The sequence below is a fragment of the Lentimicrobiaceae bacterium genome, assembly GCA_023227965.1.
Classification (GTDB): Bacteria; Bacteroidota; Bacteroidia; order Bacteroidales; family JALOCA01; genus JALOCA01.
Map to the genome: position 1 here is coordinate 1 of JALOCA010000001.1, position 12,560 is coordinate 12,560.

At 37.4% G+C, this 12,560-nt stretch carries 9 protein-coding genes; 5 read left to right on the top strand and 4 right to left on the bottom strand.

All coding sequences use genetic code 11. The features are described 5' to 3' along the window. Positions 1–256: 256 nt before the first annotated feature. The 3 genes from M0R21_00005 (at position 257) to M0R21_00015 (ending at position 4,151) form a co-directional block, all read left to right on the top strand. Positions 257–1,675, top strand: coding sequence for a HEPN domain-containing protein (locus M0R21_00005; protein MCK9616198.1), 1,419 nt, complete (start codon positions 257–259; stop codon positions 1,673–1,675). 217 nt (positions 1,676–1,892) lie between these two features. Further along, entirely contained in the window at positions 1,893–3,014 is a 1,122-nt protein-coding gene (locus M0R21_00010) for a beta-lactamase family protein (protein MCK9616199.1), read from the top strand. Between the two features lie 6 nt (positions 3,015–3,020). Next, positions 3,021–4,151 carry a beta-lactamase family protein gene (locus M0R21_00015; protein MCK9616200.1) on the top strand — a complete coding sequence of 377 codons (1,131 nt, stop codon included), beginning with the start codon at positions 3,021–3,023 and terminating at the stop codon, positions 4,149–4,151. A 247-nt stretch (positions 4,152–4,398) separates the two neighbouring features. Here M0R21_00015 and M0R21_00020 read toward each other — a convergent pair whose 3' ends face one another. From M0R21_00020 to M0R21_00035, 4 genes are all read right to left on the bottom strand, one after another. After that, complete coding sequence (locus M0R21_00020) at positions 4,399–6,843, bottom strand: DUF349 domain-containing protein (GenBank protein MCK9616201.1); 2,445 nt, start codon at positions 6,841–6,843, stop codon at positions 4,399–4,401. A gap of 395 nt (positions 6,844–7,238) precedes the next feature. Further along, positions 7,239–8,036 (bottom strand): diadenylate cyclase CdaA, encoded by a 798-nt coding sequence (gene cdaA, locus M0R21_00025; GenBank protein MCK9616202.1) that lies wholly within the window; start codon positions 8,034–8,036, stop codon positions 7,239–7,241. Between the two features lie 29 nt (positions 8,037–8,065). Next, a complete protein-coding gene (gene folP, locus M0R21_00030) occupies positions 8,066–8,881 on the bottom strand; it encodes a dihydropteroate synthase (GenBank protein ID MCK9616203.1) in 816 nt (271 codons plus the stop codon). A 191-nt stretch (positions 8,882–9,072) separates the two neighbouring features. Next, a complete protein-coding gene (locus M0R21_00035; GenBank protein ID MCK9616204.1) occupies positions 9,073–10,722 on the bottom strand; it encodes a hypothetical protein in 1,650 nt (549 codons plus the stop codon). 122 nt (positions 10,723–10,844) lie between these two features. On the opposite strand from M0R21_00035, the gene M0R21_00040 reads away from it, so the two are divergent. Further along, positions 10,845–11,387 (top strand): DUF1599 domain-containing protein, encoded by a 543-nt coding sequence (locus tag M0R21_00040; GenBank protein ID MCK9616205.1) that lies wholly within the window; start codon positions 10,845–10,847, stop codon positions 11,385–11,387. Between the two features lie 57 nt (positions 11,388–11,444). Beyond that, a complete protein-coding gene (locus M0R21_00045) occupies positions 11,445–12,554 on the top strand; it encodes a DoxX family protein (protein ID MCK9616206.1) in 1,110 nt (369 codons plus the stop codon). Positions 12,555–12,560: the final 6 nt, after the last annotated feature.

Here is a 12,560-nt window from a genome sequence, read left to right on the forward strand (position 1 = left end):
ACGAAAACATTGCATGAAGCAAGGAAAGGGTTTCCGAAGGCTGACTGAACCGGTTAGGACTGACTAAGCTATATGCAACAGAAAATTGTTTATAATAATAAATTTTCCATATACCCATTTGTGTGGAATTATTATTTATTTTTGGAAAATAAACTGACGGTTGTGGAATTTATACAGCCAATTTGGGGTGTATAGGGAGCATTTTGTCAGACATATAAACTAGTTGTGTGCCATATAAAGACAGAGATTCAAGCCAATGAACATTGATAAAGAGAAAATAAAATCTATTCTGGAAAAATGTCTAATTGATGGGTTAGATTTAATAAAAAAACAAAAAGAGGAAGATAAGAAGAGAGATTGGCATTTCACTTTTGAACATCATGATGATTATCCAACAATGTCTGAAATGGATAATGGGATGCCTAGTTTTTATTTAAATAGCTATAAAAAAATTGATTATTCAAAGTTTCTGACAAAAGATAAAAAGTATTTAGAAATTGAATCTTGGCAAAAGTTTCATGAATTTGTTTTAGCAGAAGAATCTCTTTGCAAATATTACAGTTTAATAGAATATGGCAACTTTAAAGAAGAAACGAAAGATGAAATAAAGGAATTTCATAGTCAGATATACACTTATTTCTTCGTGTCAGATTTTATTGATTCGTACATTCATAAATATTCTTTAGAATTTGAAACAAGTAGTTTTGAACACATATTTCAATTATTCTATAATTCTTTCAATAATGAGAAAATTGAAATCAATATTATAGTACCGATATTGTTTGTTGACTTTGATTTTGAGTCAATTCAGATAAATGATAGTATTTCAATTGAAAGAATCGACAAACAGATTCAATTAGCACGGAATACAAGAAAAAGCTATACTTCATCAGCTCATGAGACAGTTATTGGAGCAGCAACACATGCTTTTGTATTGAAAGGATGGTTTGTTGACAATATCAGTCAACATCAATTGGATTGGAATATGCCTGATTTAAAATATTTCGGTAAGCCGATTGCAATAATTGAAAGATTGTTTGCTTCACTGCGATTGGTTTCGGACATCGAGACAGGATATTGTCAAGTAATTTCTGAGCCTATAAATTGGCAATATCGCTGCAAAGCAGATTTGCCTCAGATCTTTGTTGCTTCTGAAAAAAGATATCCAGATAAATTTGAAAATTATGGCTGGTTAAATTTGATAAGCAAAGTTTCAAAAGACGAATTAGTAAAATTCAAAACCGTTTTTGAACAATTAGATTCAAAACAGCATACTCTCGCAATTAAAAGGTTAAACTCTGCATCACTAAGAAAAAATGATGAAGATTCAATCCTTGATGTGACAATTGCTTTGGAAAGTCTGTTAACAAACGATTCAACTTCTGAAATAACATATCGACTTGCTACTAGAGCTACTCAGATTTGCAAATTGTCAAGTTTTAAGGATTATAGTACTAGTCAGGTTTTTGATTTTTGTAAAAAAATTTATAAATATCGAAGTGCTGTAGTGCATGGAGATTTAAAAAGAATTGAAAAGACAAAAAAAATTGAAAGTACTGATTCTAAAGAAATTGAGATAATAAAAATTTCTACAGATTTATTAAAGCATATTTTAGTGACAATGCTTGAAAATGGAATAAAAGACACAAACTCAATTGATAAAATAATGATGTAAATACAGCACACAACATTTTGTATAAGTAATGGCAGGGAAAGTACTAAATATCAAGGTTTGTAGTCCGCTCAAACTGCGTAGCGATTTGACAGGAAACTGCCACGCAATCTGCCACTACTCATACAATTTACCGTTAGCTTTCATGCAAAAAATGACAAAGTTACACCTAATATAAACAAACCGCGTGATTAATAATATAAAAATAAAAAAATCCAACATGAAGAAGCATCAACTAACATTTGTCTCCCTCCTCCTTTTGACGGTATTCTCTTTGATCTCATGCAAAAAAGAGACCTCTGACCCCAACCAGCTACTCATCGGCAAGATGAAAGCTGTTACCGACTCGTTGGTAAAAAACACAGATATTCCGGGCATTGTGGCATTGGTTGTAGATAAAAAAAGAGGGATTGATTGGTTGTATGCAGCAGGAGTAAGCAACAAGGAGACCATGACACCCATGGATGTCAACCACACCTTCAGGATTGCAAGCAATACGAAGACTTTTACAGGGACTGTGCTTCTGCAGTTGGTTGGCGAAGGGAAAATCTCTCTGAACGATAAGGTAACGAAATACCTTCCACAGTACCCGACCGCCAATGGCATTACCCTGACCATGCTTGCCAACATGACCAGTGGCTTGTTTGATTATTTTGATGATGACCGTTGGGTGGAAGGATTCAAGGCAACACCATTGCGTATTTGGTCTCCCGCAGAACTTGCGGATTTATCGTTTTCCCACCCACTGCTTTTCACGCCGGGTACTCAATACAAATACACCAATACTAACACCATCCTACTGGGGATGATTATTGAAAAGGTTACCGGCAACAAGCTGGCAACGGAGATCAACAACCGAATTGTCGTACCGCTTCATCTGAAAAATACCGGGTTTATGGCTAGTGGAACGGCATTACCCGGCAATCACGGCAGGGGATATGATTTTGGTGATCTTGGCATTACCGGTGATGTTACCGAATCCTACGATGTCTCTAATTCATGGGCTGCAGGTGCAGTTTATACCAGCCCACGCGAGTTACAGCAATTTGTTGAAAGCATGGTAGAAGGTGGATTGCTCCCAGATTCACTACAGAACAGGAGGCTAAATAATGATTTCAACCAGATTGGTCCGGTTCAGTCCTATGGATTATGCCTGTCAAAGTTGGGATCCTTTTATGGTCATAACGGTGTCATTTGGGGGTATACTTCCTCCATGTACCATAGTTCGGATAAACAGTGTACCGTAATTATCTATTACAATCTTTGTCAGCCGGCAGATCACTTCCCCGATAGTCTGTTTTTACGATTTATGGAAATTCTTTATAGCAAATATATCTTCTAATCTATCATGAAAAAAGCAAGTAAATTATTTTTTTCGGTTGCATTGATCTCACTATTTTGCATGATTTCCTGCAAAAAAGAGACCTCTGACCCTAACCAGCTACTCATCGAACAAATGAAATCTGTTACCGATTCCATAGTCCAGAATACCTATGTCCCGGGCATTGTGGCACTGGTGGTTGATCATAAACGAGGTATTGACTGGCTTTATACAGCAGGATATAGCGATATTGTTAACAAGCTGCCAATGGATGGCAGTTATGTTTTCAGGATGGGAAGCAATACCAAAACGATGAGCATTACTGTTCTCCTCCAATTGGTGGATGAAGGGAAAATTTCGCTTACCGATAAATTGTCAACATGGTTTCCTGATTATCCGCAATCTGATAAAATTACTATTGCCATGTTGATGGATATGAAAAGTGGCATATTCAACTATTCTGAGGATATTCCGGTTTTTAGGCAATCCATGGTTACAAATCCTGAAAGGGTTTGGCAACCAAAGGAATTAATTGATTTGGGTTTTTCGCATGAATTTTATTTTGAGCCGGGAACGAGTTTTCATTATTCTAATACAAACACTTTTATTATTGGTTTATTGATTGAAAAATTAACTGGTAATTCCCTGGAAACGGAAATAAACAAAAGGTTAATTCAACCTTTACATTTGGATAATACACAATTTCTTACCCAGGGAGTAAGTTTACCCGGCAACCATGGCAGAGGATATGAAATCAGGGACACAATTCCGAATGTGGATGTTACTGAGTATTACGACATCTCATGGGGATGGGCTGCGGGATCAGCGTATTCTACCCCACGGGAATTGCAAAAATATGTGGAAACTTTAGTGGGAGGAGGGTTTCTGTCCAAAACGCTTCAGCAAAAACGCCTGACGGAAAATTTTTACAACAGCCCGGATTTGTGGTTGGGGAAAATTAGCTATGGATTAGGTCTTATGCGTTGTGGAAGGAGTTTCTTTGGGCATGGTGGCGATTTATCGGGCTTTTCTTCCTCGATGTATCACAGCAACGAAAAGAATTGTACCATTGTATTGTATTTCAATACTCAGGACCATTTGCCGTCAGCCTTTCTATTGCTCCAGTATTTGAATATTCTTTATGGCGAGGACTATTAATGGCAAATGGTTATTAAAATATGATTGCCCCTTTTTAACTATTAGAGCTGCAACTTGGGTTAAACTACTGTTCACTAAAAGTGTTGAAATAAACACCCTGAAAAATGTCTATTACTTCAGAAATTATTAAAAAATTTTCAGGGTATCCTAACGCTGAAAATAGGAAAAGAAATCCAGGCAAAAGCCTAAATACTAAAAACCTCACCATATTCATGGTGAGGTTTTTATTTTGAGATGAAGGCAGTGTCTATTGGTTGTTGTTTGCCGAGCGCAAAAATTTGAGTTTTTCTTCCAGCGTTTTCACTTCTTCCTTGGCTTTATTTATTTTTTTGTCAAATTCTTCGCGGAGAATGTTCGCATTTTTAGAATTGGCAAGAAAACCGATATTGTTTTCCCAAAGCATGATTTCTTCCTGCAACTTACTTATTTTAGTAGCTAAGAAATTGCGTTCTTTGCTGATGATTTTGCCTGCATCGGGAGAATTTTTTACTGATTCAAAGCGATTTTTATAATTAAAACTGAATGCTTCACCTCCGCTTACCTTAAGTTTATCAAAATGTTTGTTGATTACAGTACGAAATTCATTTTGTAGACGATCTTTTTCTGCTAAAGGAACATAGCCAATTTCTGTCCATTGACGTTGAAAATTTTTGAGGCTCTCAAAGTCAACATTCCGGTTGTCGCTGGGAACAAATTCCTGTACCTGTTTAATAAGTGCTTCTTTTAATTGCAGGTTCTGCTGTTCCATTTGGGTAACATTGGAAAAAAATGTAGTTTTATTGTTGAAAAACTCATCACATGCAGCACGGAAACGTTTCCATATTTTTTCAGAATTCTTTCGCGAAACCGGACCTATTTTTTTCCATTCTTTTTGCATGTTAATGAATTCGCGTGTAGTTTTATTCCATTCTGTATTCGATTTAATGGCTTCTGCCTGCATGCACAGGTCGAGTTTCCGATTGTAATTTTCTATTTGTTGGTCTTTCAGCTTACTGTAAAATTCTTTTTTTGCCGAGAAGAAGTTTTCAAGACTTGTACGGAACCGCAACCAGATTTCGTTGTTTTGTTTGATGGATGCGGGACCTATTGTTTTCCATATTTTTAGCAATTCATTAACCTGGTTAGTTTTTTCCTGCCAGGATTTGATAGATTTTATTTCTTCTGAAATCAGGGCTTCTGCCTTTTCGCAAAGAAGGGTTTTTGCAACAAGGTTGTTTTGCAGCTCATCTTGCATATTGATATAAAAATCGCGGCGCCGTTCGTTAATTTTGTCGGAAACGGTTTTGAATCTTTCCCAGATTTCGTCTTTCTTGTCCTGAGGAACGGGTCCGATTTCTTTCCACTCTTCATGAAATTTTTGCAACTGTTTGAACGACCTGGCAATTGACACCTCAAGGAGCAATTCTTCTACTTTTTCGCAAAGAGCAATTTTATTTTCAAGGTTCTTTTTCAGATCAAGGTCTTTCAGTTCTTTATTGATCTTTACTTTATCAAAAAATTTCTCAACCAGGAAATGGTAATTCTGCCATAGTCCGTTGATTTCGTTTTTTGGAACCATCCCGATTTGTTTCCAACGATCCTGAAGCAGTCGGAATTCATCGTAGGTTTTTTTCAGGGTTTCTTCCGAGTTAACGAGTGTTTTCAGTTCTTCCAGAATCTGATTTTTGGCTTCAAGGTTCAGGAGTTTCTGTTTTTCAAACTCTTCGTTATATTTTGATTTTTTTTCTTTGTATATATTGAAAGCAGCGTTGAATTGTTCGTCGGTCATGTCATCGGCAACGAATTCTTCTTTTTTACCTCCTTCGGCTAAAAATCTTTCTAAACGCTGTTGTTTTTCTTCTTTGGATATTTTTAGAAATGCAACCTTGATAAGGGCTACCTGACTTTTTATCACATTAACATCTCCTTCCTGAACAAGTTTTTGTAAAGAATTCAGTAGCTGTTCACGATTATACTCTTCAAAATTTTCTTCTGCAATGCTGATAATTTCGGTTTCATCTAATTCTTCTTCTACAGCTATTTCAGCAATAGGCGAAAGAGAAGAAGCACTGGGGTCGAAAGTAAGGTCGGGAAGATGGATTTCAAGTTCTTTGTCTGCAAGCTCTGCTTCGACTTCTACATCTGGAACCACTTCGCTGCCAGTATTTGGCTCCGGCGAAATAGCTTCTGCTTCTTCAGTAATTTTTTCATTTATTTCGGATTCATTTTCGGCAGCATGCTTTGTGTGCATTTCTTCGCTTATGGCAATTTCAGGTGCTATTTCCTGTCCGGGAGTAGGTTCGGGGGGAATATTTTCTTGTTGAACGGTTTCTGCCAACTCGTCTTTAGTTTCGGGTTGGATTTCCTGGGCAGTTTCAGCAATAAACTCTGCAGAGGTTTCTTCGCTTATAGCAATTTCAGGTGCTATTTCCTGTTCGGGTGCAGATTCGGGTTGAATGGTTTCAAGCTGAGAAGTTTCTGCTAATTCTTCTTTAGTTTCGGATTGGATTTCCTGGGCAGTTTCAGCAACAAACTCTGCAGAGGTTTCTTCGCTTATAGCAATTTCAGGTGCTATTTCCTGTTCGGGCGCAGATTCGGGTTGAATGGTTTCAAGCTGAGAAGTTTCTGCTAATTCTTCTTTTGCTTCGGATTGGATTTCCTGGGTTGTTTCAGGTTCCTGGGGAGTGCGGGTCAGTTCGTCTTTTGTTTCCATAACTGAATGGTTAGTATTAGTTTAACATATTTATAATCCTGCGTAGGCAGTTTTATTTGGTATTCCTAAGCCTTTCGGCTCCGGATTATTAGGGCAATGCAATTACATTAAGTACTTCCCTGATAGTACAAGGGTTAGGTTTTTATTAACGGCTGCAAAAGTAGTAATATTTCAAGAGTAAACAAATTCTCCTTTTTTTTAAATGTATGTCTGGGTTTTTGTTGAATGTATTTACTCCGTTTTTGCATGTGTTTTTGTTATCTAAAAGAAAATGGATAAATGCTTAAATTTAAGTTTAATAGTATTTTAGAAAAAGAATTATGTTGATTTAGGCTTTCTTGTTTTGAAAACCATTTGTTAACCCGGATTTTATAAGTACACAAAAATGATAAATTTTAAGCCATTTCCCAGTCTTCTTCCAGCATATTTTTCAATTGTGAGGGTTCAATTTTAGCAGTGATGCTGGCATTGGTGCAATATGCTATTTTGCCTGTTTGTTCTGAAACCACAATTGCGATAGCATCGGAACGTTCGGATATTCCCAGTGCAGAACGATGTCTAAGTCCATAATTTGAAGGTATTTCCTGATTGCTTGAAACCGGAAGTATACAACGTGCTGCCGCGATATGGTTATCAGAAATGATGATGGCTCCATCGTGAAGCGGGGTGTTTTTGAAGAAGATGGTTTCGATTAGCTGGTCGGAAATGCTGGCATTGATACTTTCGCCGGTATCAATATATTCTTGAAGATTGTTTTTGCGGGCAATAACAATCAGGGCTCCTGTTTTTGATAATGCCATTTTATGGCAAGCCTGTACCACGGCATCCACATTCACCTGGGGACCAGGTGTATATTTCAGCTTCCAGAAAAGAAAACGTTTTTTGTGTTTTTTGATAAAACCTGGTGTTCCCAGCATCAGGAGAAATTTTCGGATTTCAGGTTGAAAAACAACAATCAATGCAATGAAACCCACACTGATAAATGCTCCTAAAATTTCTGCAAGCAATTCCATTTCGAGAATTTTTACCACCCGCCATGCTGCAAAAACGGCGATGATACCAAAAAAGATATTGATGGCAGCAGTTCCCTTTAACAGTTGGTACAACTCGAAAAGTAATATGGCTACCAAAATAATATCAATTATATCGAGTAGCCGGACTTGCAAAAACGAATTCAACAAAATTGAAAGCATACAAAATTTTTTAGCACATGCAAAAATAGTTATTTAACCGTACAAAGCATTTCAGTCAATTTTATCGCTTCTATTGCTTCTTTAACATCGTGTACCCTGAGTAGAGAAGCCCCGTTGAGCAAAGCAATGGTATTGAGTACGGTAGTGCCATTTAAAGCTTCTGCCGGCAAAATGTTCAGCAAACGGTAAATCATAGATTTTCTTGAAAGTCCCGCAAGAACAGGATACCCTGTTTTGACAAATTCAGGTAATTGCTGCAGCAGGGTATAGTTATGTTCGATGGTTTTCCCGAAACCAAATCCCGGGTCAAGGATAATTTTATCGTACCCCAATGCATTCAGTTTTTGAATTCTCTTTTTGAAGAACTCAAGTATTTCGGCTGTAACATCAGTATAACAGGGATTCGACTGCATGTGCTGCGGAGTCCCCTGAATATGCATCAAAACATAGTAAACATCCGATTTTGTAACCGTTTCAAACATTTTATCATCGAATGTCCCTCCGGAAATATCATTTATGATAGAAGCACCTTCTTTTATCGCCTGTATTGCTACCTCCGAACGAAAAGTATCAACCGAAAGCAAAGTATCGGGAAAATGAGATTTAATCAGTTGTAATACAGGTATAAGCCTTTGGAGTTCTTCTGCTGTATCAGGCAAAGACGCTCCCGGACGGGTGGAAACAGCCCCTATGTCAATTATAGAAGCCCCTTCTGCAATAAGTTTTTCCACCCTTTGCAAAATAGAATCGAGAGTGCTGTATTTTCCTCCGTCGTAAAAAGAATCGGGAGTGAGGTTAACTATACCCATTACTAAAGGTTTTCCCTTTTCAAAATGTAGTTTCATTTATAATTATTTGGCTTAAATAATTTAAAAATATTTATTTACAGATAATATTGTCCGGATTTATCCCAATTCATCGGGCTACTATTTTAATAGTAAAGATAAAAAAACTGTCTTTTTATTATTCCGGAATCCCTGACAAAAGTAACCGAAATAAAAAAAAGACAGCTATTAATTGTTAAAAAGCGCAGGTTTTATTGCTCAATCTGGTTACAGATATCCTGTGTAAATTGTACACCGAACAGATAATTTGTTTGGTTAACAACCATGTTGTATTCATGCCACTGTCCGTCAAGGGAAGCACCTAATTTATATGTGTGATTAAGAATTATATTATGAATTACGGCTTTTCCATTGGTTAGGAATCCCGGCAACCAGTTTAAATTTGTAGCCATGTCTTTATACCAAAAAGCTAAAGACGGAAAAATGGTATCGAGGGGGTTGGAAGGACAGAAGCCATAAACTTTAACGGTAACACTATCAGAAGGCGGGATACCCTGGGGAACGAGGTTTATATCATAAATTCCCTGGCAAAGGTCGGATATGTCCACCGATCCCATTTCAAAACCGGATGGATCTTTAGCTTTCATCACTATAGGGACATTGCTGGGACCACCATATATAGATACCCCGCTGGTTCCGTCATAAGTGTCAATTTGCATATAATAGCCGTATTCTCCTAATCGGCTTCCGATTAAAGCGCCACTTCCCTGCTGGTAGGCTTCCAGGTTAATATAAGAAACCTGTCCGTTTTGCAGTATACTGCTTAAAAATCTTATTTGTGCGCTACCATAACCCCACTGACATCCATAACTTATAAACCAATCCCAGTTGTACCAGCTAAGGTGATGTAGGCTGGCAGTAATATTAAGGTTGCTGCGTGTGCCTCCAATGGCTGCCGAACCTTCTAATGTCCATTGCCCGGTAGTGGGTTCATAACTCCATAGTTGTATAGTATCGCCGGGTTGGACGGGTGCGTTGGTAATGGGGTTAAATGTTTGGTCGGATATTTCCATGTCGAGTTGGAGGGGTGTTCCTTCAATGGTTTTAGCTACCCTGCCGGAAGCATCCTGAATGTCAATGGCAACAAAACCGGCTGAAAAAAACATTCCATCTGTATTTTCCACTCCTGTATTCACGTTTGCCATTAGTCCTCCTCCGGGAAATGATGCAAGAGAGGTAGCATCAAGATTACTAAAATATACCAGGGAAGTAGTGAGTGTTCCCTGAAGTGCTGTGCCGCTGGCGTCTTTCAGTATAGCATTTTCAGGTATAGTAAGCGCTGCGCGGGTGTTGATAGAGGGAATTGTTGGGGAAGTAACCACTGTAGTTTGGCTTACCAAGCCATTATTGACCGAAATGTCATGGTTTACCTGCGTAACCACTCCTTCGGGAGGGTTTGCCATGGCTACCATGTTTATCGTAATATTTCCATGTGAAGTTTCTGTAATGATTACAGGGTAACTTGTGCTCAGGTAGTCACTTGTTGTACAAACAAGTGTAAATTCAATGGGATCGCTTTGCGAGGGGGCTTTGCTTTTGGAAACACCCAGGCTAAGAAAACCGTTAGCCGATTCATAACTGGTATGTTTTACTCCCGATATGTCGGCTACAAGGGAAGCATCGGAACCCAATATCTGTATATGAACAGCTTTATCCGTTCCGTAACCGATAGGATTTCCTGTCTGTGCATCGGTAAACATTATATTCAGCGTGGTATTAAAAGGATTGTGGTACACAACTACAGAAGTAGTGCCTGTATCCTCACATGAAGCTAATAGAATTAAAAAAAGTGATAATAGCTTCCATATCACATTTTTACGAAGATAAGTAAATGTTTTCATAATGATGATTTTTAATGATATAAAATTATAAAAAAAAACAATTGAAATCAAGCATTGCAACGAATAGTTAATTTTTGCTTTCCCAAGCTATTTATCTACTTTTGCTTTATAAAAAAATCAGCCTGATGGACACAAACTCTCAGTTCGACGATATAGTAAAAATGTGCCGTAAAGTATTCATTTCCAAAATGAATGATTACGGATGTTCGTGGAGAATCCTTCGTACACCATCTCTTACCGACCAGATTTATATTAAAGCACAACGTATCCGCAGCATAGAAGAAAAAGGCGAAAATAGGGTTAATGAGGGTATTTTTTCCGAATTTATCGGTATTGCCAACTATTCTATCATGGCGTTGATACAATTGGAAACCGGGGTTGCCGAAGCTCCCGATTTGACTGAAAATGAAGCCTCTACTCTTTTTAATGCTTATTTTGCGAAGGCGAAATCGTTGATGGAGAATAAAAACCACGATTATGGCGAAGCTTGGCGGAATATGCGTATCAGTTCGCTTACCGATATTATTTTGGTGAAGTTGCTAAGAATAAAGCAAATAGAAGATAATATGGGAAAAACTTTTGTTTCGGAAGGAATAGATGCCAACTATTACGATATTATCAACTATTCTGTTTTTGCCCTGATTAAATTTAAGGCGCAGGATTAATTTAATTTATTTTATATTTTTAGAAATATTAAACTACAACAAAGGAGAATCACTGAAATGAAAAAAACGATAATATTGGTTAGCAGACTGCTGGTGGGCATTGTGTTTGTTTTTTCCGGTTTTGTCAAAGGGGTTGATCCACTGGGTACAGCCTATCGTGTCGAAGATTATTTTATTGTTTTTCACCTCCCGGGACATTCTTCTCTATTTCTGCTTTTGTCAATTTTACTTTGCACTTTTGAGTTTACTTTAGGCGTTTTATTGTTGCTCAATATGCGAAGGACAATGGTTTCGTGGTTTTTACTGCTTATAATGTCTTTTTTTACCCTTACCACGTTTTACGATGCATTGTATAACCCTGTACCTGATTGCGGTTGTTTTGGGGATGCGATAAAACTGACCAACTGGCAAACTTTTTTGAAAAACATTTTGCTTTTTATTCCGGTTATTATCCTTTTTCTACACCGAAAAAAAGCAGTACGTCCCTTTAGTAGGCTGTATGAAAGTATTATAAGTGCAGTTGTAGTTTTTGCTTTTGTTTTTTTTAGTTTATATAATTACTTAACCTTACCTTTGATTGATTTTCTTCCCTGGAAAGTAGGCAGTAAAGTAACTGTGGATAATTCTGCTCCTCCAACGGTATATCTTACCTACAAAAACTTGAAAACCGACGAGATGAAAGAGTTTTTATCTTCCGAGTTGCCATATAATGATAGTGTATGGATGAACTCATGGGAATTTGTAAAGCAAAGGGTTGTTTCCGAATTGCCCGAAGCAGGTACAATGTTGCAGATTAGCGATACTTTGGGAAATGATGTTACAAATAGTTTTTTACAAAATTCTGATTATCAATTTTTATTGATAGCATATGATCTTAACCTTACGCGCGGTAAAGCATTTAAAAAAATTAACCAGATTTTTCAGAAAGCAGAAGGTGACGGATATTCGTTTATTGCCTTGTACAGCAACGGAAATCCTGTTGAATTTGCCCATAAAGTGAACGCAAACTACGAATTCTATACTGCAGATGATGTAATGCTGAAAATGTTGGTTCGCTCCAATCCCGGTTTGGTATTGCTAAAAAATGGGGTTGTTATAGCCAAATGGTCATATTTTACCCTTCCCGATTACTATAAAATCAAGGCTGCTTATATTAAAAAACATTAATAGAAG

Bases quoted from the DNA above. Each gene is read 5' to 3' on its own strand.
- M0R21_00015 (MCK9616200.1), top strand. From the start codon at position 3,021: ATGAAAAAAGCAAGTAAATTATTTTTTTCGGTTGCATTGATCTCACTA.
- M0R21_00010 (MCK9616199.1), top strand. From the start codon at position 1,893: ATGAAGAAGCATCAACTAACATTTGTCTCCCTCCTCCTTTTGACGGTA.
- M0R21_00020 (MCK9616201.1), bottom strand. From the start codon at position 6,843: ATGGAAACAAAAGACGAACTGACCCGCACTCCCCAGGAACCTGAAACA.
- M0R21_00005 (MCK9616198.1), top strand. From the start codon at position 257: ATGAACATTGATAAAGAGAAAATAAAATCTATTCTGGAAAAATGTCTA.
- M0R21_00045 (MCK9616206.1), top strand. From the start codon at position 11,445: ATGAAAAAAACGATAATATTGGTTAGCAGACTGCTGGTGGGCATTGTG.
- cdaA (MCK9616202.1), bottom strand. From the start codon at position 8,036: ATGCTTTCAATTTTGTTGAATTCGTTTTTGCAAGTCCGGCTACTCGAT.
- M0R21_00035 (MCK9616204.1), bottom strand. From the start codon at position 10,722: ATGAAAACATTTACTTATCTTCGTAAAAATGTGATATGGAAGCTATTA.
- folP (MCK9616203.1), bottom strand. From the start codon at position 8,881: ATGAAACTACATTTTGAAAAGGGAAAACCTTTAGTAATGGGTATAGTT.